Here is a 21,394-nt window from a genome sequence, read left to right on the forward strand (position 1 = left end):
TATGAAAAATCTTATCATCAGTGATTCAGTCGTCAACCTGAGTAAAATCGATGCGGCGCTGACCGATAACGCTTGCGTAGTGAAAGGTTACTATCCGGAAGAAGCGGATACTTCTCCCTTTGTTGCCATCGGCTCCAGTCTACATGAAGCTGTAGCCGACAGTGAAAATATTGTTATTTCACTCGAGGAAGATAAGTGGGACAACATATTACTGGGATTAGCAGGGATTCTTACCAGAATTTCGGAAGAAACTAAAATTTTCAACTATACCGCCCTCGATCAAGAGAAGTTAAAAATCTATACGCAATTTTTAACCTCAAAAAACCTTGTATTTATAAATAAGGTCTGATTCAGGTAGCCATTTCCCCGGTTTATGTTGCAAAAAAATAGAAGCTAACAAACGCTGCCTGGCTTTGCTGCGGGCGGCTTTTTTACATGGAAAAAAGTAATGATTACCGCGCAATTAGGCTCCTCACATTATTGTAGTTACAGAATTTTAACAGTAAGATAAAACGGCGATTAAAAAAATAATTTTCATTGGGAGTGAGCAATGCTTTCTAAAAAGTCCGCTGGTATCAAATCCTCTGCTGTCAGAGAATTGCTGAAATTCAGCAAAATTCCCGGTGTTATATCGCTTGCAGGAGGAATTCCTGCCACCGATCTTATCGATGTTGAAGGTATCGATACCGTTCTCAAAGATATTTTATCTCGTGAGCACAGAGGTTTATTCCAGTATAGCGTTACCGAAGGCGAGGAACACCTGCGTGAGCAGCTTTCTCGCTGGAACAGCGGGCATAATCTGAATGTGGATGCGGAAAGCATTATTATTACTAACGGGTCGCAACAGGCTATCGATCTTTTAAGTCGCGTTTTCCTTGAAAAGGGTGACAAAGTATTTGTTGAACGGCCAACTTATCTGGCGGCGCTGCAAATTTTTGGCTATACCGACGCCACGGTCGTTGAGCTGGAATATGATTCTGAAGGTATTGAACTGAACCTGCTGGAAAAAGAGATGGCGGCAGGCGGGGTGAAAATGGTTTACCTTACGCCAAACTTCGCCAACCCTACCGGTAATACCATCAGTTATGAACAGCGCGTGAAAATCGCTAAGCTGTCGCAACAATACCAGGTGGTTATTATTGAAGACGATCCTTATGGGCATCTGCGCTTCAGCGGTGACCCCGTTCCCTCAATATTTTCTGTCGCGCAAAGTCTGTTCGGTAAAAATCATAACGTCTGCTATATGTCCAGCTTCTCAAAAATCTTCTCACCAGGATTACGATTGGGCTGGCTGGCCGTGCCCGAACATTTCCACATGGCAACGGTTGTCGCCAAGCAGGCATTAGATTTGCATACTTCTACTTTAAATCAAAGCATAGCCGCACATTATATTGAGTCCGGTAGAATCAATGAAAGAGTGGAGATATTAAAGGCCACCTACAAAGACCGACGCGATTACCTGATTGGATCCTTACATGAATATTCAGGCGGCGATATCACGTGGAATACGCCTGATGGGGGAATGTTCCTGTGGTGTCACCTCGCGGAGGGTATCGACGCCTCGCAGCTTTTGCAGGAATGTATTAAAGAAAATGTCGTGTTCGTACCCGGAGAAGTGTTTTTTGCGCGGGATCCGCAAAAAAATTCACTGCGGCTCTCTTATTCCATGCTTACCGCAGAAACGGCGCGGGAAGCAGTGATACGAATTTCCAGGGCGCTGAAAAAAATAAAATAGTCCAATAAGGATCGTTAGCTTTACGGCTAATGGTTCTCGATCGCAGCGCGGCTTTTGCCGCCCTTAATCGTGCCTGCTGTTAATGAACGGGGCAGGTTACGTATGTAAAAAATGCAGCGGCAGACAGTAAAACATAAGATTATTTAGAGGGAAGTTTATGAATAAGCATGGCGATTATATCCTTCTGGTAGGGGCAGAAGTCCCTTTCCGCGAACGTGCCTTTGCCGGCGCTTTACGCGCTTCTGAAGGAATGGATGTTTTTACCGTCAGTAATACTATTTTTTCTCATACGCTTAAATATTTTGATGGCTATATTTGTGCACCCATCTCGGATCATGAGAAAGTTCTAAAGGAAGTTATACGGTACGAGGAATTAACCGGAAGAACGCCGAGGGCGGTTATTCCTACCAATGATTTTACCGTAGTTACTGCTGCCTTCGTTGCTAAACATTACGGATTACCCCACAACGATCTCTCCGTTGTCGAAAGATGCAGAGATAAATTTATCATGCGGGAATGTTTGCAAAATGCGGGCCTGCCGGTGCCAAAATATTATCAGGTTGCCAAACTTGACGAGCTACGTAGCGCCGTTGCGCAGACAGGTTATCCGGCCATTATTAAACCACGCCTGATGGCGGGCAGCCTGGGCGTAATAAAATTTTCTTCGGAAGAAGAGCTGGTGCGCGCTTTCGAAAAAAGCATTGCCGATGTCAAAAGCATCAATGGCGAAGCCAATGCCGACGAAAGTTTATTTATTGTCGAAGAATTTATCGCATATGAGTTTGAAGTCAGTGTGGAAGTCCTGAATACCCCTGATTTTAGCCGTGTTATTGGCGTGACGGATAAATACCTTGGCGCGCCGCCGCATTTCGTTGAACTGGGGCATGTAGTACCTTCCCGATTTACCTCCCATCGCGATCTTATTGAACTTGCTGAAAGAACCTGTCGTACGTTAGGGATTAAATACGGTATTGCTCATTTCGAAGCCAAAGTCAGCGCTAAGGGCGAGATTAAAATTATTGAAGTAGCCGCCAGGACGGGCGGTGATAGCATCATGAGTCTGGTTGAAAAGGTTTATGGCTATAACCCTTATCAGCTGCATGTCTCATCCTATATTAATCCTGAAATGGTTTTCGCTTCCCGCCTCGACTCCGCCAAAGGCATTGCCGCTATTGCTTTTATGAAAGCGGAAACGGGGAGGCTTACGCAGATAAACGTGCCTGCCTCGTTGCCTGAAGAAATCCTGCATCTCAATGTCATGGCCGTACAGGGCCAACAGATTTTTCCGCTGGACTCGTGGCGTAACCGGGAAGGTATTATCGAATTTTTCTGGCCGGGCGAAACGCAAAGTGAAACGCTGTTTACCCGACATCTTGAAATGGCAAAAACGCTTTCAGCGCAAACTTTTATAACGGAATCTGTGTAACAGAGTAAAGGAGTCGTTTTGGGCGCTTTTAATTTTCATAAATTCATCATTAGCAGAGGACTGGGCGCCCTTTGCGATCAGTTTCTGATGTTCGCCGTTCCTTTGGCTATCCTTAAATCAACCGGTTCGACCAGCCTGTCTGCTTTATCATTTGTTATCGAGTGGATACCCCGAGTGCTGTTTTTTCCGATTGCCGGAAGTTTACTGCAGGGGAAAAACTTCAAAAAAATATTTTTGTCGTTAGATGTCTTCAGATGCGCAGCCCTGGCGGCTGCTTTTTTACTGGTTAACATCACCGGCATATTTGCCACGCTGACCACGCTGATGGCCATCATGTCTCTGTGTTACGTCCTGAATTTTGTCTCGATCGAGTCCATTATACCGGCCAATGTTCCACGTGAAGAGTATGCCAGAGTGCATTCCAGGATACAGACGGTAGAGCAATTTTCACAGATCCTTGGGCCAGCCATCGCCATTGTTATTTATAGCCACGCACACGTAAATGGCATTCTTTTGATCTCGGCCGCGCTGTTTTTGCTGTCGGCCGCGAACCTTTTAACATTATTTATTGCCTCGCCTGAATCCGCAGGAGTGACTAAGGTCAAAGATATCCTGCGCTCTAATCGCGAAGCCTTTGTTTATCTTTTCGAAGACAAGAAAATTATTTATCTGTGCACTATGACATGGATTGTCAATATCATTTATGGCGTGGTTTTAGCTATCTCTCCGGCCGTTATCCTTAAGCATTTTAAGCTGGAGTCGGGAGCGTTAGGCCTGATGCAAAGCGTTGCGGCTTTAGCGTCAGTGCTGCTTTTTTACCTTATTCCTCGGTTGACGCTTCGCTTCAGCGTGACGCTGATTGGGCAACTTTCACTGTTAATCATATTAGCGAGCGGCCTGTTTCTTGGACTGGCAGGTAATTATTATGCTTACGTGGCGCTTTATGCGCTTCTGAGCGCCTTTGACGGAGGCTTCAGCGTTTATATCAGAATTATGCGTAGCACGATTATTCCTGCTGCAATTTTGTCCAGGGTAATCGGCGTGGTCGGCATGTTGAATTTGCTTTCTATTCCAGTAGGCGGCCTCGCCGTAAGCCTGCTCTCTGAAAAGACCACGCTGCAGAACATCATTCTACTGGCCTTTGCGCTCTCGTTTGTACTGACCATAGTCCTGCTTTTTGTTGGTCGACTAAAGTTTGGCTATAAAAAATATTTCCCTCAGGTGCCAAAAGAGGCGAGCTGATATTTTGCCATCGCTGATGCTCGCGTTCTGCAAGGGGGAAGGTTTAGCTCTCTTCGCGACATTCTGGATACTGCTGCATGGCGGATTATGAAAAGACTGGCGCAACTTCTGTTGTAACTTTAAACAGTGACAGTGCTTTTTTACTATCTGTTTCGTCGATTTCTTTTAAAGGCGAAATCGATGATTTTTTGCTGCGGTAAAAAGCGTTAGTTAACTGTCGTTGAGCTGCTTTTCGCTGATTTTAACGCATTATCCTCGTTATATTCCGTGTGCTTCTGGTCGGAACGCTTAGTAAGCGAGCGGAAATTTTAAGCACAAACTGCCTGTGTATTGGGCGGCAAAAAGCTTTGAGACTGGCTACTCTGTGCTGGCGGGGCGTCGCCAGGTTTACGCCGACCCGGCAAAAGCAGTACATTGTATTGAAAGAAAATTAAAAGCCTGACCGCGCTGGGATCCGCCGGTCGGGTTTATCCTGCAACGAGGAGAATAGAATGGCGGTTACACAAACAGCCCAGGCATGCGATCTGGTGATTTTTGGTGCCAAAGGCGACCTTGCACGCCGGAAACTGTTGCCTTCCCTGTACCAGCTGGAAAAAGCCGGACAAATCCATGAAGAGTCACGCATTATTGGCGTGGGCCGCGCGGAATGGGATAAAGCGGCTTATACCAAAGTCGTTCGTGAAGCGCTGGAAACCTTTATGAAGGAAACCATCGACGAGGCGCTTTGGGATAAGCTGAGCAGCCGACTCGACTTCTGTAATCTGGACGTTAATGACGCGGCCCACTTTACCAAACTGGGCAAAATGCTTGACCAGAAAAAGCGCGTCACCATCAACTACTTTGCTATGCCGCCGGGAACGTTCGGCGCTATCTGTAAAGGTCTGGGCACCGCTAAACTGAACGCGCAGCCTGCACGCGTCGTGATGGAGAAGCCGCTGGGCACCTCGCTGGAAACCTCGCGCGAGATCAACGATCAGGTGGGCGAATACTTCGAAGAGAACCAGGTTTTCCGTATCGACCATTATTTGGGAAAAGAGACGGTACTGAACCTGCTGGCGCTGCGCTTCGCCAACTCGCTGTTTGCCTCTAACTGGGATAACCGCACCATCGATCACGTGCAGATTACCGTGGCGGAAGAGGTGGGTATCGAAGGACGCTGGGGTTACTTCGATAAAGCGGGCCAGATGCGCGATATGATCCAGAACCACCTGTTACAGGTTCTGACCATGATTGCGATGTCGCCGCCGGCCGATCTGACCGCTGACCGTATCCGCGATGAAAAAGTCAAAGTGCTGCGCTCGCTGCGCCGTATCGACCACACTAACGTGCGCGATAAAACCGTGCGCGGACAGTACACCTCCGGCTTTGTGCAGGGCAAAAAAGTCCCTGGCTATCTTGAGGAAGAAGACGCCAACAAATCCAGCAATACCGAAACCTTCGTCTCTATTCGTGTCGATATCGACGACTGGCGCTGGGCTGGCGTGCCGTTCTACCTGCGTACCGGCAAGCGTCTGCCGACCAAGTGTTCGGAAGTCGTGGTTTATTTTAAAAACCCGGCGCTGAATCTGTTTAAAGATTCCTGGCAGGAACTGCCGCAGAACAAGCTGACCATTCGTCTGCAGCCGGATGAAGGGGTGGATATCCAGATCCTGAATAAAGTACCGGGGCTGGATCACAAGCACAATCTGCAAACCACCAAACTGGATCTAAGCTTCTCGGAAACCTTTAACCAGTCGCACCTGGCCGACGCCTACGAGCGTCTGCTGCTGGAGACGATGCGCGGCATCCAGGCGCTGTTTGTACGTCGCGACGAGGTGGAAGAGGCCTGGAAGTGGGTCGATTCCATCATGGAAGCCTGGGCGGCCGATAACGAAGCGCCTAAACCGTATCAGGCCGGGACCTGGGGGCCGGTTGCCTCAGTCGCGATGATTACCCGCGACGGCCGTTCCTGGAACGAGTTCGAATAAAACGCTCGACTAACCCGCTTCGGCGGGTTTTTTTACGCCTGGCGTCGGCCTGTAAAAAATTGAACCGCAGTTTCAAAAATATCTTTGGCGCATGGACGCACCCGCTCATAATCCTGTATGGTAGCAGACGATCACTTTTCGGACGCCGCGCGCGTCGTTTTTGCCCGCCTTATTGAAGCAGGCAGGCCTGACAGGAGAAGCAGGACGATGAGTAACTGGGAAACAAGCGCTGAAAAAATTCTTACCACCGGGCCGGTCGTACCGGTCATCGTAGTCAACAAGCTGGAACATGCGGTGCCGATGGCGAAAGCGCTGGTCGCGGGCGGGGTGAAAGTGCTTGAGGTAACCTTGAGAACGGCCTGCGCAATGGATGCGATAAAAGCGATGATCGCAGAAGTGCCTGAAGCCATCGTCGGCGCGGGCACGGTGCTGAACGTGCAGCAGCTGCGGGAAGTGACCCAGGCGGGCGCGAAATTTGTTATCAGTCCCGGCATCACCGAGCCGCTGCTACAGGCTGCCGTGGAAGGGCCAATCCCGCTAATTCCGGGGATCAGTACCGTATCTGAGCTGATGGCCGGCATGGATCACGGCCTGCGCGAGTTTAAATTTTTCCCGGCGGAAGCCAACGGCGGCGTGAAAGCGCTCCAGGCCATCAGCGGACCTTTCCCACAGGTTCGCTTCTGTCCGACCGGCGGCATCTCTCCGGCCAACTACCGGGACTATCTGGCGCTGAAAAGCGTGCTGTGCATCGGCGGTTCGTGGCTGGTGCCGGCGGATGCGCTGGAAGCAGGGGATTACGATCGCATTACGCAGCTGGCTAAAGAGGCGGTAGCAGGCGCGCGCTAATGCCGTTCAGAGCGTAAAACTAAAAAAGGATGGCTGGCGGCCATCCTTTTTGCTGAGGCGGGTACAGCGCCGGCCGCCAGCTTTACAGAGGCGGGAGCGCATCAGCCGCTGATTTTACGCTAACGATGCAGAAGCGCGCACAGCGTCAACCGCTGACTTTTACGCCAGCAGCGCAGAAGCGGGGCAGCATCAGCCGCAGATTTTACGCTAATTATGCAGTAGCGCGCACGGCGTCAACCGCTGACTTTTACGCCAGCGGCGCAGGCGACAGCACGCTGCACGGCCTCATCAATATCGTCACCGGTTGCCAGCGCAACGCCCATGCGACGTTTGCCCTGAACTTCCGGCTTGCCGAACAGACGAAGCTGCAAGCCCGCGCCAAGTACCGTATCCAGATTGGCGAACTGCACGTTATCGCTGCTCAGTTCCGGCAGGATCACCGCCGAGGCCGCCGGGCCATACTGGCGGATGCCGCCAACGGGCAGGCCAAGAAAAGCGCGGACATGCAGCGCAAATTCCGAAAGATCCTGAGAAATCAGCGTTACCATGCCGGTGTCGTGCGGGCGAGGGGAAACCTCGCTAAACACCACTTCATCCCCGCAAACGAACAGCTCCACGCCAAACAGCCCGTGCCCGCCCAGTGCGATAACCACTTTCTCGGCAATCTGCTGCGCGCGCTGTAAAGCCAGCTCGCTCATCTGCTGCGGCTGCCAGGATTCGCGGTAGTCGCCATCTTCCTGGCGGTGGCCAATCGGCGCACAGAAGTGGATCCCATCGGCAGCGCTGACGGTCAGCAGCGTGATCTCAAAATCGAACTTCACTACGCCTTCCACTATCACCCGGCCTGCACCGGCGCGTCCGCCCTGTTGGGCATATTCCCATGCGGCAGCAAGCCCTGCGGCCTCGCGGATAAAACTTTGCCCCTTGCCGGAAGAGCTCATGACCGGCTTCACGATGCAGGGAAAGCCAATTTCCTGCGCGGCCTGATTAAAGTCCGCCACGTTGTCGGCAAAGCGATAAGAAGAGGTCGGCAGCGCCAGCTCTTCTGCAGCCAGGCGGCGGATACCTTCGCGGTTCATGGTCAGACGAGCGGCGCGAGCCGTCGGCACCACGCGCTGCCCCTGTTTTTCCAGCTCAATCAGCATATCGGTAGCGATGGCTTCGATTTCCGGCACGATATAGTCCGGACGCTCCTGCGCCACCAGCGCTTTCAGCGCCTCGCCATCCAGCATATTGATTACGTGACTGCGATGGGCGACATGCATCGCCGGTGCATCGGCATAGCGATCCACCGCAATGACTTCAACGCCCAGACGCTGACATTCCAGCGCCACTTCTTTACCCAGCTCGCCAGAGCCAAGCAGCATTACACGCGTTGCCGCAGGACGCAGCGCAGTACCAAGAGTTGTCATAAATCTCTACCTGATTAGAGGAAAAAATGCGGGCGCAGTATAAACGAAAACGATTGCGTCTTCATCCGATTTCCGGGCTTGAGAAAAATTCCCGGCCTGATATACTGTATAAAAATACAGTTAAACGAGGTGGGCACTATGGCTGTTGAAATCAAATATGTTGTCGTCAGAAAAGGTGAGGAAAAGATGACTTTCGCCAGTAAGAAAGAAGCCGACGCTTATGACAAAATGCTGGATATGGCCGAAGTGTTCTGCGACTGGCTGAGCGCTGCGCCATTGGATATGGATGAAAATCAGCGCGAGGCGTTGGGGATGTTCCTGTCGGAAAACAAAGATGCCGTGCAGCATATCCTGCGTACCAGCAAAATGCCGGAAGCGGAGTCCTCCCGTCCCGTTGCGTCAGTCGCCGCGTTAACCGCTGAGGATGCCGATGCCGATGCCGATGCCGATGCCGATGCGGAAGAGAAGAAGCCCAAAGCGGGGCGCATTAAAGCAGCGTGAGGCGGTCTCGTCTGTAGTGTGTGACGTTGTGGCTTGTTTACCAGCCCTGTCGCTACCAGATGCCCTGATAAGAGGGCGTTATCAGTAGCAGCCTGTCCTCGGACAGGCTTTTTATCTTTCTGTTTAGCGTTTACAGACCACAGCTTTTCAGGTTCAGGCGATTGTCGCCTGCGCACAGCAGCGTTTCAGCGCGTGCATGGCTTCTTTCGCCGCATCGGAAGGCGAGCGCTGTTTAATCTCATCATTAAAGACTTCCAGCCCAACCGGCCCGCTGTAGCCTTCCGCTTCCAGATAGTCCAGCAGCGTATAGAGCGGGAAGTTGCCCTGGCCCGGCAACAGCCGATGGTGCCTTGCCGTTTCCACCAGTTCGCTGCCGGAAGGCAGCGTGGCTAAATCGGAAAGCTGTACCAGGAAAATTTTGTCCATCGGGATGCCGTTTAAGTCGGCCACGGTTCGGTTGCGTACAAAAATATGGAAGGCATCCACGACCAGGCCCAGATTAGGCTCGTTAATACGCTGTACCAGCTGCCAGGCGGCGGCCGTAGTATTGATATGGGTGCTCCATGCCATCGCCTCAAAGGCGACCCGCAGCCCACGCTTTCCCGCTTCCTGCGCCAGCCAGCGAATATCCTCTTCTTCACGCCCGGCGATACACTCTTTTTGTGTAGAGGCTGGCGTCAGCAGGGTGGTGGCGCCCAGCGCCGCCGCTGTCTCCATCATTTTCAGCGCGTCGCGGCGTTTTTCCTCGCGCTGATCGTCCGGTGCGCCGTCAAAATCCAGCAGCACCTGGTAATCCGTCAGGGCAAGCCGCTGTTCCTCAAGCAGGCTGGCTACAGCCTGAGGCGTACCTTCAGCCGAGTCCACATCCTGCCGCCACAATTCCAGCTGGCTGAAGCCAGCCTGAGCGGCGGCGATAATTTTCTCTTCCGTTGTGCCGCTCAGTAAAACCGTATTAATAAAAAGTGGATTATGTTGAAAACGCATCCTGTTCCCCTTAAAGCTCAATAGCAAAAAAATGGACAGAGAGCCGGTAAACGGTCCGACCTTTTGACTCTCGCCTGCTGACAAGTATAGCGACCTGTGCCGATTCGCCAGCCTCATCAGCGCGCTAAAGGTTTTCCAGGCTTTGCCTGACTTGACGCTTCCTGACGTTAGCCGCTCTATGCTGGTTTTTTTACAATAAGGAGAGCATATGACTAACTGGCTGCAACAAATTCAAACCGTGTTAGGGAAAGGCAAGGGCGGCGGCGAGGGCCTGAGTAAAATGCTGGCGCCGGGCGCTTTAGGCGGCCTGGCCGGGCTGCTGATCGCCAATAAATCTTCCCGTAACCTGCTGAGCAAATACGGTAAAAACGCGCTGATTATTGGCGGCAGCGCGGCGGCGGGCGCGCTGCTCTGGAACAAGTACAAGCAGCGCGTCAGCGAAACGCATCGTGAAGAGCCGCAGTTTGGGCAGCAGGCCACCGCAGTGGGCAGACGCGCGGAGCGGCTGGTGCAGGCGCTGGTGTTTGCGGCAAAAAGCGACGGGCATATTGACGGCGAAGAACGTAAGGCCATCAATGAGCATATTCATCAGGCGGGGCTGGGCGCGGAAGGCGAGCAGCTGTTGCAGCGCGCTATCGATATGCCGCTGGATCCTAAAATGCTGGCGCAGGATGTGAAAAACGAAGAGGAAGCGCTGGAACTCTACTTCCTCAGTAATCTGGTCATTGATGTCGATCACTTTATGGAGCGCAGCTATCTGCAGGCGCTGGGCGACGAGCTGAAAATTCCGCAGGACGTCCGCGAGAGCATGGCGAAAGATATCCAGCAGGAGAAGCAAAAGCTGGTCGCCTGACTCTTTCCGGGCGCCTTACCCGGCCCGGAAAGCTTTTTTAACGTTGTTTATCAACTCTTGTCAACGCGCTGCGCTTGGCAATCACCGCCGTAGCTGCCACCCTTACTCTGTATAACTGATTCAGCGGGGCAGCAAATGATAAAACCACCAGTCGCTAAAAAAATACCTTACGAGATGAGCGCGCACGGCGAGACGCGCATAGACAATTACTATTGGCTGCGTGACGACAAGCGTGAAGATACGGCCGTGCTGGACTACCTGCATGCGGAAAACGACTACGGGCAGGCCGTAATGCAGACGCAGCAGGCGCTGCAGGAAAAATTACTGAAAGAGATGGTCGATCGCGTGCCGCAGCGCGACAGTTCCGTTCCCTACGTCAAAAACGGCTATCGCTACCAGCGACGCTATGATGAGGGCAACGAATATGCCGTCTACACCCGCCAGCCGGAAGAAACCGCCACGCCGGAAGAGTGGGAGGTGCTCGTTGACGGCAACCAGCGCGCCGCCCACAGCGAATTTTATACGCTGGGCGGCCTCGGCATCAGCCCAAACAATGAAGTGATGGCGTTGGCGGAGGATTTTCTGTCACGCCGTCAGTACGGCATCCGCTTCCGCAACCTTAAAACCGGCAACTGGTATCCGGAGGTGTTGGATCACGTCTCTTCCAGCTTCGTCTGGGCCAGCGACAGCCGCACTTTTTACTATGTGCTGAAGGATAAACAGACGCTGCTGCCCTGGCAGGTATGGCGTCACCGGCTGGGCACCCCACAGCGGGATGACGAACTGGTCTATGAAGAGCAGGATGAGACTTTTTACGTCAGCCTGCATAAAACGATGTCCGAGCACTTTATTCTGATTGTGCTCAATAGCACCACTACCAGCGAAATCCGGCTGCTGGACGCCGAATTTGCCGATGCACAGCCGCAAATATTCTGCCCTCGCCGTAAGGATCACGAATACAGCCTGGATCATTACGATCACCATTTTTACGTGCGATCCAACCGCGAAGGCAAAAATTTCGGCCTGTATCTCACCGATCATGTGAAAGAGGAAAAATGGCAAACGCTGATTGCGCCGCGCGATCACGTTATGCTGGAGGATTTTGCGCTGTTTCGCGACTGGCTGGTGGTGGAAGAGCGTCAGCGCGGCCTGACCAGCCTGCGGCAGATTAACTGGCAGAGCGGAGAAGATTACGGTATCGCTTTTGACGATCCGGCCTATGTCACCTGGCTTTCCGTCAATCCCACGGCGAATACCAGCAAGCTGCGCTATGGCTACTCCTCAATGACCACGCCGGATACGCTGTTCGAGCTGGATATGGACAGCGGCGAGCGGAAAATCCTCAAGCAGACGGAAGTTAAGGGTTTTGACGCCAACGACTACCGCAGCGAACATCACTGGATCAAGGCCCGTGACGGCGTGGAAGTGCCCGTTTCGCTGGTCTATCATCGACAGCACTATCGACCTGGTAAAAGCCCGATGCTGGTTTACGGCTATGGCTCTTACGGCAGCTGTATGGATGCGGACTTCAGCTCCAGCCGCCTGAGCCTGTTGGATCGCGGCTTCGTCTTCGCGCTGGCGCACATTCGCGGCGGCGGCGAGCTGGGCCAGCAGTGGTACGAAGATGGCAAATTGCTGAACAAGCTCAATACCTTCCATGATTTTATCGACGTGACCAATACGCTGGTGGAAAAAGGCTATGGTAACCCGGAAAAGCTCTATGCCATGGGCGGCAGCGCTGGCGGCCTGCTGATGGGCGCAGTTATCAATATGGCGCCGACGCGCTTTCACGGCGTGGTGGCGCAGGTGCCGTTTGTGGATGTGGTCACCACGATGCTGGACGAATCTATCCCGCTGACCACGGGAGAATATGATGAGTGGGGCAATCCGGCAGACGAGCGTTACTATCGCTATATGCGTCAGTACAGCCCTTATGACTGCGTCACCGCGCAGCATTATCCGCATATGTTGGTGACCACCGGACTGCATGATTCCCAGGTTCAGTATTGGGAACCGGCCAAATGGGTTGCGAAGCTGCGCGAGCTTAAAACGGACGATAATCTGCTGCTGCTTTGTACCGATATGGATGCGGGGCACGGCGGTAAATCAGGCCGTTTTAAATCTTATGAGGGCGTGGCGCTGGAATACGCTTTCCTGATTGGCCTGGCGCAGGAGACGCTAAGCGCCGCCAGCGCCCGTTAATCCGCCGACAGAGCCCTTTCCATCGCGCTTTTGAGATCGGGCTTCAGATCCGGGATATTTTTTAGCATCCACTTCAGGTATCCCGGATCGCGCTTCACCACATCATCAATACGGCTACCGCGATATTTGCCGAACGGGAAAGTGGCGCTGGAGCCGCGAACCTGCATCCGGCGCACCATTTCTGGCGCATCCCAGCCGGAAAATTCCATAATACGGATCAGCAAAGCCGCCGTAACGTAGCAGTCGTACAGTGCCCGGTGAGCGTGGAGATCCGCTGGCGGCGTCACGTTCAGCTGTAAAGCTTCACGCAGCGCCTGGTTGCCGTATTTTTTTCCGGGCCACAGGCCTCTCGCCAGCGTCATAGTACAAATCCATTCGCCCGGCATTTCCGGCAGCATCCGACGGTCAAAGCTGGCATTGTGAGCGACGTAGTAAGGGCTGCCGTGGTAGCGGCCAATCGCTTCTTCAATGGTGGGCTTGCCCAGCACCATCGTTTCAGTGATGCGGTGGATGGCCATAGCCTGACGGCTGATGGGCCGATCCGGACTAATCAGATCGCTCATAGGGTTCACGATCCTGCCGTCGATAACGTCAACGGAGGCGACTTCCACTACGCCGCCCTGCAAGCCACAGGTTTCGGTATCTATTACGCGTAACATAATTTCTCTCTTTCAGAGGGCGGTAGCCGTGCGTAAATCGTGTACTTCGCCCTGCCATTTACTGTCCTGACGTCGGGCGATAACCAGCTGCTCGCCACGACCGCCAGCGATAACCTGCCGGCCATTTTCATCCCAGACGGCGCTTTTCCCCGCGCTGTCAAAACCGCCCGTGGGCAGAGCGTGGTTAGCCATCAGCACGGCAATATTGAACTTACGCGACCAGCGCGCCAGATATTCGCAATCCTTGTGATAACCTTTTTCAGAAAGGAGCACGCTGGTGGCATAAAGATTAGCGCCACGATGCGCGGCATCGCGAGCGTAGTCTTCCACGCTGATATCGGCGCAGACCGCCATCGCCACATGATGATGTTGGTAGCCAAACACGGGAACGCTTTGTCCGGGATGGAAGAAGGGTTTTTCCGCCTCTACCAGATTGCGTTTAAAATAGGCCAGGCGCGTGCCGTCAGGCAAAAAAGCCAGCGCGCAAAGGCGTATTTTATCGCCATCCTGCAAAGGAACGCCGGTAACAATACTCATACGGTATTCTGTCGCCGCTTCGGCAAAAGCGTTAAGGCGCACATCGTCTATCGACATCGCCAGCTGGCTGGCAAGCGCAAGCTCATAGCCGGTGATGGAAAGCTCCGGGAACAGCAGTAAATCAACCTGATGTTCAGCGGCCTGACGAACAAAAGCCAGATGGCGTTCTATATTCCACTCGATTTCTCCGGGACGAGACCCTGATTGCGCGGCGGCGATGCTCCAGACGGACATAAATATACTCGCGATACGGTTTTTGAGACGTTATCTCAACCGAAGCGACCAGGAAACACAAGTTATTCGCGTAACTATTTTTGCTTCGGCTCATACGGCAGGCGGGAAAGGCTGAGCGACGCCTGTCGATAATGCGTCAGCCGCTGACGAAACCAGTCGCGCAGGGCCTCCGGCTGCTCGCGCTCCACCATCTCCGCCACGACCGGCATATTGTAGCGCTCTTTAAACGCCACGCCTGCGGCAGCTATATCAACATTGATTTTGTCTTTTTCTTCCTGCGGCAGCACCGCCAGATTGTAGTTCATGATGGCCTCCATTGACTCGCGGCAAAAATAAAGCAGACGGCCGCGTTTCGCAAGCCTGACGGCGGGGTAAAGCCCTTAACGACTCGACACTTTATTGGTAGCGGAGTATTCTTTCGGCCTTGTCGCAGCCCCGGGCTGCACCAAACGGGATGGATTCAATGCGTAGGTCAATGATTTTCGCGCTGGCGCTGAGTGCCGCCGCTTTTTCACAGCAGGTTTCTGCTCACGCCCACCTTAAAAGCCAGTACCCGGCAGCGAATGCCAATGTGGAAGCTTCGCCGCAGGCGCTGACGCTGACGTTTTCGGAAGATATCGAACCGGCTTTCAGCGGCGTTGAGGTCACGAACGGTCAGCAGCAGGCCATGCCGCTCTCCGAAGCCGAGCGTGCGCCAAAGCAGCATAATCAGCTAATCGTGCCGCTGGCGAAGCCGCTGAGCAGCGGACAGTATCAGGTCAACTGGCATGTGCTGTCGGTTGATGGTCATAAAACTAAAGGAACCTACACCTTTAGCGTGCAGTAATATGTCCCTCAGCCTGTTTTATCTGCTTTCTCGCTGGCTGCATTTTGCCGCGTTGATGACGCTGACGGGCGGCGCAATCTACACCACGCTGTTGGCGCCCGCGCGTTTCCGGCCGCATCTGGCACGGCGTCTTCACCGGCTGCTGGTGGCGGCTTCGCTGCTTGCGCTGGCAACGGCGATAATGCTGCTGGTGGCGCAAACCGGTCTGATGGCCGACGGCTGGCACGATATTGGCGATAGCGCCATATGGCAGGCGGTGCTGCAAACGCGTTTCGGGCAGGCCTGGCAATGGCAGCTGCTCGCCGCGCTGTTGGGCGTCGTCGCCTTATCAGCCAGGGGACAGCTGCGGCAGTGGCTGTTATTACTGAGTGGGGCGGGGCAGCTGGTTGGGCTGGCCTTTGTGGGCCATGCGACCATGCTGGATGGCACGGCCGGTTGGCTACAGCGTCTGAATCATAGCGTACATCTGCTGTCGGCTGCCTTCTGGGCGGGCGGCCTGCTCCCGGTAGTGATTTTGATGCGCGATATGGCGCGTTTCCCGGCGGGCTATGACGCTATCCGTACGCTGATGCGCTTTTCCCGTTACGGTCATCTGGCTGTGGCATTGGTTATTATCAGCGGCACGATTGACGCTTTTATCCTGCTGCCTGGCTGGCCGCCGGCATTTGGACGCTACAGCCAGCTGTTAATGCTGAAGGCGCTATTGGTAGCGGTGATGTGCGGCGTCGCGCTGTTTAATCGTTACTGGCTGGTGCCGCGCTTTCAGCCCGACGGGGAGCGCGCCCGGCACCTTTTTATCCTGACCACGCTGGCCGAGCTGCTGCTTGCCGCGCTGGTAATAGCGCTGGTGAGCGTCTTTGCTACTCTGGAGCCAGCCTGAATTTTTACCGCCTGCTGTTGGGCGTTTCTACAAGAGGTAGTGCAACATCATGAAAAAATTAGTCGGCCTGATGCTAGCTTTAAGTTTTTGTTCCAGCGCGATGGCGTCAGAGGTGATTACCGTCAGCCGCTTTGAAGTGGGCAAGGACAAATGGGCCTTTAACCGCGAAGAGGTGATGCTGACCTGTACCAAAGACGGCGCGCTGTACGCAATTAATCCCAGCACGCTGATGCAGTATCCGCTGAACGATATCGCAAAGCAGCAGCTGAAAAGCGGGCAGGTGAAAGGCCAGCCGATCGACGTTATTCAGATTGATGACCCTGCGCAGCCGGGCCAGAAAAAGAGCCTGACGCCAATTATTGAGCGTGCGCAAAAGCTGTGTGATTAAACGTTTTGCCGCGCTGGCTTCCCGGCCAGCGCGGTAGCAGTAATTGTCCACTCCTGCCATCTTGTCACTGTTTCTGCCGTTACGATCACAGAGCTGTCATATTTTAGCTGGCCCTGAACCCTACAGCTGGAAAATCTCCGCGCCTGAACTACCTTATAAAGAGCAAGGCGTCATAGCCTGCATAAATGCCAACTTTTAGCGCACGGCTCCTACCAGAGCCATTCCCCTGGACCAAAGACAGGAATCGTCTTTGGTCTTTTTTTGTTTAGGATTTTGAAACAGTAACTTACAGCTAAATCAATCATTTAATCCTCGCCCAGTTGTACCCTATTACCCCCTGTAAGAACCTATGAAGCCACTTTGTAGTCACTTTTTAGCGCCATTCTTGCCAGTGGAATATTGGTTATGGCCTCTTCCAAATGGTCAGGTGCGCATGACGCATGGTCACGCCGATATCGGAATGGCCTGAGATGCGTAGCAATACCACGATATTACCTCCGGCCATCATAAAGTGGCTGGCAAAGCCGTGACGCACGCCGTGGCTCATTTGGCCTTCTGGTAACTATTACGAAGCATTAATCGCGCAAAGTGATATAAAGCCTTTTGAATTCCGTAGTGAACGCCATCAATTAGATCTGGTGCTCAGGAAACTGAATGATGTTGATAGTGTGATTATTGAGTATGTTCTTAGACCAGAAGCACATGCTGACAGTGTCCGGATTAAAGGAGATTTCAGTATCAACGAAAGTTATTTTCCTGAGATACTGAAACGGCTGGATGAAATGATTGCGTGGCAGAATTAAACATCCCGGCATCAGGTATGTTTATCAGATAATCCCCGCCGGGCGGGGATTGGTATCATGCTGGCTTTCCCGGCCAGACAATATTCGGCGTGCCGGTATCAACGGTCTGCACGTACTTCATGCACGCGGTCAGTAATGCCTTAATTTGAGCGTAGTACGGCAACGTGATTCAGCCCGGCCACTCTCGCGTGCCAGAATTACGTTGAATTAAGGTTGCCTGACTGTTTTTTAAATGTATAACTTAATTATTTTTTAAAGGAAAAAAAGAAATAAATTATCCAGTTTATAGCGGGGGTGATAGGATGCTATTCTGCAATGACTCATAAGGGACTTATAAAGCCATGGCTTACATCGATGCTAATCTTATCAAAAACGAAACGCTGCTTTATCGCGGTGAGGTAACATTATGGGCCTTACTGCCCTGGGTGATTTGGGGTGTCCTTTTAGGCGCTATTACGGCAGGTTTAGGATTGTTGTTGATACCTTTTGGCTATTTTGTAATACGTTCTAACGAAGCCGGGATAACGGACAGGCGCGTAATTGCTAAAACTGGTATTATCAAGCGAGATACAATCGAGATAGGGTTGAATAAGGTTTCCAGTCTGCAAATAAAACAAAGTATCGCAGGCCGTATTCTCGGCTATGGTTCTTTAATTATTTGCGATGTAGGTGCATCCCGTGCCCCTATAAAATATATAAAGGATCCTATGGCGTTCAGGCGCCGTTTTTTTGAGCTACAGGAAGAGAATGACGTGAAGTAATCGCGCAGCACGTACAGTCTAACCCAGCCGAAGCGCTGGGTTTTTTATCGGCTGAAGACTGTAATGCTGCATTGTTTAATGCATAGTGGTAGCTGTATATTCGGCTACCATATTGAATAATGCCAGAAAGCTTTTTTTGCCGACTGGCGTAATGGCAGCGGACAGCTCATCCATCCCTCGCGGCAGCGTCAGGAAAAATGCAGTTAGTTGCCTGGCAGAAGCAAGCCTCAGCTATCTGCCGGGCTTGCTTTATGCGTCGGCTGCCTGAGAAAGTATTTATGATGTACTTTCGGGATAACCCAGCGGGTAAAAAGGACATCGCGTTAAGCAGAAAAGTGGGTCTTCCGTACAATTATTACCAGGGAAAACGGCCCCCTACGTTTAACTCCTCCGAACCAAAATCAGGTGATTCTCCTCGTCTTGCCCGAATTTTTTCATCTTTTGTTGGCTTATGTGTATCGGCCCTGCTGGGGGGTTTACCCGGAAGGCTATCACAGCCAAACCCTTTGCAAATTTTCAGGGAAGGCGTCTTGTCCTGAGGCTGTGGGTTTGAGCATGCCGCAAGGGTAAGGGAAAGGCTCACCAGCGCAATATATTTCATTAACATTTTAAGTTCCTTTTAATAATGCCAGTTTCCATAGTAATGCTGATAATTTAAACAAAGCGTCTACGAGTACAAATTAATCGTTTGCGGTACTGGCACCATCCGTTAGTGCAATCGCCATACGCATTTTTTTTGCTACTTAACCTAATTTTTTCAATTCTGTTGCCGATAAGAGCCTCTGACTATTGTAGTTTCAGCCTGCCAATATGAGTGACGGCTGGTCTGTTTTTTAAACACATGGTGTTTTTTAACAAGGAATAAAAAATGAAAAAAGTAGTAAAATGGGTGTTCTTCGTTATTGTTGCGCTAATTGTGATTCGCGCGCTTACCGGCCCCAGCGAGCAGAGTAAAAACGCGGCAAATACCGGCCAGGCGCAGCAGGGTAGCGCGACAGCATCCTCTTCACCGCAAAAAGAGGTTTACCATGTTTCCGCCACTAAACTTTTTAAAGATTATGAAGCAAACGAAGTTGCCACAGATGAGGCGATGAAAGGGAAACTTATTGCCGTAACGGGCACGGTACAGTCTATCGATAAAGATTTTACCAATGCCATTATTATCAGACTGAAAACCCCGAATCAGTTTATGGCCGCCAGTATGGAGATGCAGGATTCTGAGAAAAACACGGCTTTAACGCTCAAGAAGGGCAGTCAGGTTGAGGTGGTTTGTCAGCGCATGTCACGCGTTATCGGCACGCCTTCTGGCCGTCGCTGCGTATTTAATTAACGTGCGCACGGACTATTTCTGAAACACAGCCCGGCTTCCGGCTGGCTTAAAATAGCGTGAACGCCCTGGCCACCGAGCCGGGGCTTATTTTTGCCGCAGCAGGCGCAAAGTAAGCTATCAATTTAACAGGGTCAAACTATCCCGGAAATAAGGGCCGCATCCCGTATTAAGCGGTCTGGATTATCGGCCTATTTTAACTCATCAAACAGGGAAAGGAGAGACGCTGCTGCAAAATAATACCGGCGGGAAGCCGGTATCGAAAAGCGTAACGGCCTTGATTACGACTGCGGCTGACCTACCGGGCCTGCGCCCAGCGTACCGCCCGGCACGGACTGCGCGCTTGGTGCATGAGGACGGCCGTCGTTACCTACCGCGCTGCTGCGATTCATACAACCCGCCAGGGATAAAACGGCCAGCAGAGCGATAAGACCTTTAGTGCAATTTTTCATAATATTTTCCGTGGGTTGAAAAAGATTCAGAGCCTTAAGCGTAGCCTGGCGTTTGTTGATTGCCAGCAGCGGCCTGACAAAAACAGAGCGGAAAAATTTTCCTGCTTCTTTATCGGACGGTGACAGAAAAATCCTCTACTACACTTAACTAACTGCAAACTAAAGGAGGCAGTTATGTTTAAACATGAAACGAATAAAGAACGTAAAGATGAAGGCGACGTGCATAAAGGTCTGCCGGAAGCCGCGCCTTCGGCTGGTAATGCTTACGAGGAAGACGATTATCCGGCCAAGGATGCGCCTGATGAACACGGTGAAGTGCCGCGGACTCGCGATGATAGCCAGGCAGATAAAAAAGATCCTTATCAGGAAAAATAAGGTTTACTCAGGCCCGCTGCGGGCCTGATGCCCGCAGGTTATACGATTGCTTTAGGGTTGTGGACAGCGCTATTCTTTAGCTTCTGAAAAAAGGAAAAGCACCTTGCAAAGGAGAGTGCAATGAAACATAGCCGCAAATATCGGGTCTGTTACTACGGCAGCCTGATAACCATTTTCTTTTTTCTGTCGCATACTTGCCTGCCGGCCCACGATCTCATCTTCCATCCTTTTCTGCTGCTTACCTGGATTTTTATTATTCGGGGTATAGTCGCGCTGTGGCAGGATGCTGTACGTTTTTGGCAGTGGTTTAACGGCTGACGCGCGCTTAAGCAAATAAATCTGCCGTCTGGTAACGATTCTGGCTGGTATAGGATCGGTACTGACTCCGGGCCCGCTAGCGCGTTAATATGAAAAAAGGTACACAGCCCTGGGTAAGGGTGAATAAACGCCGAACGTTTATTCTTCTGGTGCCGGGTAAAGTGCTTTTCAGCACGATACTTTACCTTTCAGGCTTGTTTATCAGAGATGAAAGCTCTACGCTGCCGTTTCCACGCCACGCGATTTACGCGTCTGGCGTACTGGCAGGAGCAAGCCTGATGAAAAGTAGCAAAGAGATTTCGATCGATCAGTTTACCGACAGCGAAAAAGAGCTGATTGACGCTAAAGTGAAAGCCCTCACGCTGAAAAAAGGCCATGTTCCTTCGCAAAAAGAAGAAAAAGAGATCCTGAAAGAGGCCAAACGGCTGGTAATGAAGGATCGCGTCATCAAAGAGACCAGCAAAGCCGTCGTGGCTAAAAAACCTCGCAAGCCCGCCGCCGCCAAAGAAAGCGAAGTCAAAGAGTTTAACTGGTCTGCCTCCCTGCGCAAAAATCCACGGGCGCTAAAAGGCAGCTAGCCGATAAACACTAAATGCAGCGCCCTGAATAAGACTTCCAGCAGCAAGGCGCCGCCGATGATAACCAGTGCCAGCATCAGACTGAACT

The 21,394-nt window shown here is 52.0% G+C and carries 24 protein-coding genes and 1 pseudogene; 17 read left to right on the forward strand and 8 right to left on the reverse strand.

The genetic code is table 11. The features are described from left to right. Position 1: 1 nt before the first annotated feature. The 6 genes from QZH36_RS00520 to QZH36_RS00545 all read left to right on the forward strand — a co-directional run bounded on the left by QZH36_RS00520 (position 2) and on the right by QZH36_RS00545 (position 7,216). A complete protein-coding gene (locus tag QZH36_RS00520; protein WP_253460752.1) occupies positions 2-349 on the forward strand; it encodes a hypothetical protein in 348 nt (115 codons plus the stop codon). Between the two features lie 201 nt (positions 350-550). After that, positions 551-1,735: an aminotransferase-like domain-containing protein gene (locus QZH36_RS00525; protein WP_253460755.1), complete on the forward strand. Its 1,185-nt coding sequence runs from the start codon at positions 551-553 to the stop codon at positions 1,733-1,735. A gap of 157 nt (positions 1,736-1,892) precedes the next feature. After that, entirely contained in the window at positions 1,893-3,161 is a 1,269-nt protein-coding gene (locus QZH36_RS00530) for an ATP-grasp domain-containing protein (protein ID WP_301729445.1), read from the forward strand. Between the two features lie 18 nt (positions 3,162-3,179). Continuing rightward, positions 3,180-4,403 (forward strand): MFS transporter, encoded by a 1,224-nt coding sequence (locus QZH36_RS00535; protein WP_301729446.1) that lies wholly within the window; start codon positions 3,180-3,182, stop codon positions 4,401-4,403. A gap of 491 nt (positions 4,404-4,894) precedes the next feature. Beyond that, positions 4,895-6,370 carry a glucose-6-phosphate dehydrogenase gene (zwf, locus tag QZH36_RS00540; RefSeq protein ID WP_301252187.1) on the forward strand — a complete coding sequence of 492 codons (1,476 nt, stop codon included), beginning with the start codon at positions 4,895-4,897 and terminating at the stop codon, positions 6,368-6,370. A gap of 207 nt (positions 6,371-6,577) precedes the next feature. Next, positions 6,578-7,216 carry a bifunctional 4-hydroxy-2-oxoglutarate aldolase/2-dehydro-3-deoxy-phosphogluconate aldolase gene (locus QZH36_RS00545; protein WP_253460768.1) on the forward strand — a complete coding sequence of 213 codons (639 nt, stop codon included), beginning with the start codon at positions 6,578-6,580 and terminating at the stop codon, positions 7,214-7,216. 233 nt (positions 7,217-7,449) lie between these two features. Here QZH36_RS00545 and purT read toward each other — a convergent pair whose 3' ends face one another. Then, on the reverse strand, positions 7,450-8,628 hold the full coding sequence (gene purT, locus QZH36_RS00550) for a formate-dependent phosphoribosylglycinamide formyltransferase (protein ID WP_301729447.1): 1,179 nt from the start codon (positions 8,626-8,628) through the stop codon (positions 7,450-7,452). A 138-nt stretch (positions 8,629-8,766) separates the two neighbouring features. Between purT and QZH36_RS00555 the strand changes: the two genes are divergently transcribed. Next, positions 8,767-9,129: a YebG family protein gene (locus tag QZH36_RS00555; RefSeq protein ID WP_301252185.1), complete on the forward strand. Its 363-nt coding sequence runs from the start codon at positions 8,767-8,769 to the stop codon at positions 9,127-9,129. Between the two features lie 153 nt (positions 9,130-9,282). Here the strand turns inward: QZH36_RS00555 and QZH36_RS00560 are convergent, their stop codons facing one another. Beyond that, on the reverse strand, positions 9,283-10,113 hold the full coding sequence (locus QZH36_RS00560; protein WP_301729448.1) for a sugar phosphate isomerase/epimerase family protein: 831 nt from the start codon (positions 10,111-10,113) through the stop codon (positions 9,283-9,285). A gap of 208 nt (positions 10,114-10,321) precedes the next feature. On the opposite strand from QZH36_RS00560, the gene QZH36_RS00565 reads away from it, so the two are divergent. Both QZH36_RS00565 and QZH36_RS00570 read left to right on the forward strand, forming a co-directional pair. Next, positions 10,322-10,966, forward strand: coding sequence for a tellurite resistance TerB family protein (locus QZH36_RS00565; RefSeq protein ID WP_301729449.1), 645 nt, complete (start codon positions 10,322-10,324; stop codon positions 10,964-10,966). Positions 10,967-11,104: 138 nt separating this feature from the next. Further along, positions 11,105-13,168, forward strand: coding sequence for a prolyl oligopeptidase family serine peptidase (locus tag QZH36_RS00570; protein WP_301252254.1), 2,064 nt, complete (start codon positions 11,105-11,107; stop codon positions 13,166-13,168). Here QZH36_RS00570 and exoX read toward each other — a convergent pair. From exoX to QZH36_RS00585, 3 genes are all read right to left on the reverse strand, one after another. After that, positions 13,165-13,827 carry an exodeoxyribonuclease X gene (gene exoX, locus QZH36_RS00575; RefSeq protein WP_301729450.1) on the reverse strand — a complete coding sequence of 221 codons (663 nt, stop codon included), beginning with the start codon at positions 13,825-13,827 and terminating at the stop codon, positions 13,165-13,167. The genes QZH36_RS00570 and exoX overlap by 4 nt on opposite strands. A gap of 12 nt (positions 13,828-13,839) precedes the next feature. After that, the gene (locus QZH36_RS00580; RefSeq protein ID WP_253460783.1) at positions 13,840-14,598 is read right to left on the reverse strand and encodes a carbon-nitrogen hydrolase family protein; all 759 of its coding nucleotides are present in this window, start codon (positions 14,596-14,598) and stop codon (positions 13,840-13,842) included. Between the two features lie 74 nt (positions 14,599-14,672). After that, the gene (locus QZH36_RS00585; RefSeq protein ID WP_125287889.1) at positions 14,673-14,903 is read right to left on the reverse strand and encodes a DNA polymerase III subunit theta; all 231 of its coding nucleotides are present in this window, start codon (positions 14,901-14,903) and stop codon (positions 14,673-14,675) included. Between the two features lie 149 nt (positions 14,904-15,052). Here QZH36_RS00585 and yobA point away from each other — a divergent pair, with 149 nt between their 5' ends. The 3 genes from yobA to QZH36_RS00600 are packed head-to-tail and all read left to right on the forward strand — an operon-like array spanning position 15,053 to position 16,692. Next, positions 15,053-15,424 (forward strand): CopC domain-containing protein YobA, encoded by a 372-nt coding sequence (gene yobA, locus QZH36_RS00590; RefSeq protein WP_370734224.1) that lies wholly within the window; start codon positions 15,053-15,055, stop codon positions 15,422-15,424. Between the two features lies 1 nt (position 15,425). After that, on the forward strand, positions 15,426-16,304 hold the full coding sequence (gene copD, locus QZH36_RS00595) for a copper homeostasis membrane protein CopD (RefSeq protein ID WP_301729451.1): 879 nt from the start codon (positions 15,426-15,428) through the stop codon (positions 16,302-16,304). Positions 16,305-16,353: 49 nt separating this feature from the next. Beyond that, positions 16,354-16,692, forward strand: coding sequence for a YebY family protein (locus QZH36_RS00600; RefSeq protein WP_125287886.1), 339 nt, complete (start codon positions 16,354-16,356; stop codon positions 16,690-16,692). A gap of 347 nt (positions 16,693-17,039) precedes the next feature. On the opposite strand, the pseudogene QZH36_RS00605 reads toward QZH36_RS00600, so the two are convergent. After that, positions 17,040-17,254: pseudogene (locus QZH36_RS00605) on the reverse strand (site-specific integrase); the annotation flags it as partial. 582 nt (positions 17,255-17,836) lie between these two features. On the opposite strand from QZH36_RS00605, the gene QZH36_RS00610 reads away from it, so the two are divergent. Further along, the gene (locus QZH36_RS00610) at positions 17,837-18,256 is read left to right on the forward strand and encodes a PH domain-containing protein (protein WP_253460792.1); all 420 of its coding nucleotides are present in this window, start codon (positions 17,837-17,839) and stop codon (positions 18,254-18,256) included. A 355-nt stretch (positions 18,257-18,611) separates the two neighbouring features. Here the strand turns inward: QZH36_RS00610 and QZH36_RS00615 are convergent, their stop codons facing one another. Then, on the reverse strand, positions 18,612-18,863 hold the full coding sequence (locus tag QZH36_RS00615) for a hypothetical protein (protein WP_253460795.1): 252 nt from the start codon (positions 18,861-18,863) through the stop codon (positions 18,612-18,614). Positions 18,864-19,124: 261 nt separating this feature from the next. On the opposite strand from QZH36_RS00615, the gene QZH36_RS00620 reads away from it, so the two are divergent. Next, positions 19,125-19,586, forward strand: coding sequence for an OB-fold protein (locus tag QZH36_RS00620; protein WP_253460798.1), 462 nt, complete (start codon positions 19,125-19,127; stop codon positions 19,584-19,586). Positions 19,587-19,864: 278 nt separating this feature from the next. Here the strand turns inward: QZH36_RS00620 and QZH36_RS00625 are convergent, their stop codons facing one another. Continuing rightward, a complete protein-coding gene (locus tag QZH36_RS00625; RefSeq protein ID WP_253460801.1) occupies positions 19,865-20,035 on the reverse strand; it encodes a hypothetical protein in 171 nt (56 codons plus the stop codon). Positions 20,036-20,209: 174 nt separating this feature from the next. Between QZH36_RS00625 and QZH36_RS00630 the strand changes: the two genes are divergently transcribed. The 3 genes from QZH36_RS00630 (at position 20,210) to yjbD (ending at position 21,306) form a co-directional block, all read left to right on the forward strand. Further along, entirely contained in the window at positions 20,210-20,410 is a 201-nt protein-coding gene (locus QZH36_RS00630; protein WP_253460804.1) for a hypothetical protein, read from the forward strand. Positions 20,411-20,530: 120 nt separating this feature from the next. Further along, on the forward strand, positions 20,531-20,728 hold the full coding sequence (locus QZH36_RS00635) for a hypothetical protein (RefSeq protein WP_253460807.1): 198 nt from the start codon (positions 20,531-20,533) through the stop codon (positions 20,726-20,728). 278 nt (positions 20,729-21,006) lie between these two features. Next, positions 21,007-21,306 carry a DUF3811 domain-containing protein gene (gene yjbD / locus QZH36_RS00640; protein WP_125287823.1) on the forward strand — a complete coding sequence of 100 codons (300 nt, stop codon included), beginning with the start codon at positions 21,007-21,009 and terminating at the stop codon, positions 21,304-21,306. Positions 21,307-21,394: the final 88 nt, after the last annotated feature.

Origin of the sequence: Erwinia wuhanensis (assembly GCF_030484085.1) — a bacterium.
In the GTDB taxonomy this organism is placed as follows: domain Bacteria; phylum Pseudomonadota; class Gammaproteobacteria; order Enterobacterales; family Enterobacteriaceae; genus Erwinia; species Erwinia aeris.

Bases quoted from the DNA above. Each gene is read 5' to 3' on its own strand.
- QZH36_RS00580 (WP_253460783.1), bottom strand. From the start codon at position 14,598: ATGTCCGTCTGGAGCATCGCCGCCGCGCAATCAGGGTCTCGTCCCGGA.
- yobA (WP_370734224.1), top strand. From the start codon at position 15,053: ATGGATTCAATGCGTAGGTCAATGATTTTCGCGCTGGCGCTGAGTGCC.
- QZH36_RS00585 (WP_125287889.1), bottom strand. From the start codon at position 14,903: ATGAACTACAATCTGGCGGTGCTGCCGCAGGAAGAAAAAGACAAAATC.
- QZH36_RS00600 (WP_125287886.1), top strand. From the start codon at position 16,354: ATGAAAAAATTAGTCGGCCTGATGCTAGCTTTAAGTTTTTGTTCCAGC.
- QZH36_RS00565 (WP_301729449.1), top strand. From the start codon at position 10,322: ATGACTAACTGGCTGCAACAAATTCAAACCGTGTTAGGGAAAGGCAAG.
- QZH36_RS00630 (WP_253460804.1), top strand. From the start codon at position 20,210: ATGTTTAAACATGAAACGAATAAAGAACGTAAAGATGAAGGCGACGTG.
- QZH36_RS00520 (WP_253460752.1), top strand. From the start codon at position 2: ATGAAAAATCTTATCATCAGTGATTCAGTCGTCAACCTGAGTAAAATC.
- QZH36_RS00560 (WP_301729448.1), bottom strand. From the start codon at position 10,113: ATGCGTTTTCAACATAATCCACTTTTTATTAATACGGTTTTACTGAGC.
- exoX (WP_301729450.1), bottom strand. From the start codon at position 13,827: ATGTTACGCGTAATAGATACCGAAACCTGTGGCTTGCAGGGCGGCGTA.
- QZH36_RS00545 (WP_253460768.1), top strand. From the start codon at position 6,578: ATGAGTAACTGGGAAACAAGCGCTGAAAAAATTCTTACCACCGGGCCG.
- QZH36_RS00620 (WP_253460798.1), top strand. From the start codon at position 19,125: ATGAAAAAAGTAGTAAAATGGGTGTTCTTCGTTATTGTTGCGCTAATT.
- yjbD (WP_125287823.1), top strand. From the start codon at position 21,007: ATGAAAAGTAGCAAAGAGATTTCGATCGATCAGTTTACCGACAGCGAA.
- QZH36_RS00615 (WP_253460795.1), bottom strand. From the start codon at position 18,863: ATGTTAATGAAATATATTGCGCTGGTGAGCCTTTCCCTTACCCTTGCG.
- copD (WP_301729451.1), top strand. From the start codon at position 15,426: ATGTCCCTCAGCCTGTTTTATCTGCTTTCTCGCTGGCTGCATTTTGCC.
- purT (WP_301729447.1), bottom strand. From the start codon at position 8,628: ATGACAACTCTTGGTACTGCGCTGCGTCCTGCGGCAACGCGTGTAATG.
- QZH36_RS00610 (WP_253460792.1), top strand. From the start codon at position 17,837: ATGGCTTACATCGATGCTAATCTTATCAAAAACGAAACGCTGCTTTAT.
- QZH36_RS00555 (WP_301252185.1), top strand. From the start codon at position 8,767: ATGGCTGTTGAAATCAAATATGTTGTCGTCAGAAAAGGTGAGGAAAAG.
- QZH36_RS00525 (WP_253460755.1), top strand. From the start codon at position 551: ATGCTTTCTAAAAAGTCCGCTGGTATCAAATCCTCTGCTGTCAGAGAA.
- zwf (WP_301252187.1), top strand. From the start codon at position 4,895: ATGGCGGTTACACAAACAGCCCAGGCATGCGATCTGGTGATTTTTGGT.
- QZH36_RS00625 (WP_253460801.1), bottom strand. From the start codon at position 20,035: ATGAAAAATTGCACTAAAGGTCTTATCGCTCTGCTGGCCGTTTTATCC.
- QZH36_RS00530 (WP_301729445.1), top strand. From the start codon at position 1,893: ATGAATAAGCATGGCGATTATATCCTTCTGGTAGGGGCAGAAGTCCCT.
- QZH36_RS00635 (WP_253460807.1), top strand. From the start codon at position 20,531: ATGAAACATAGCCGCAAATATCGGGTCTGTTACTACGGCAGCCTGATA.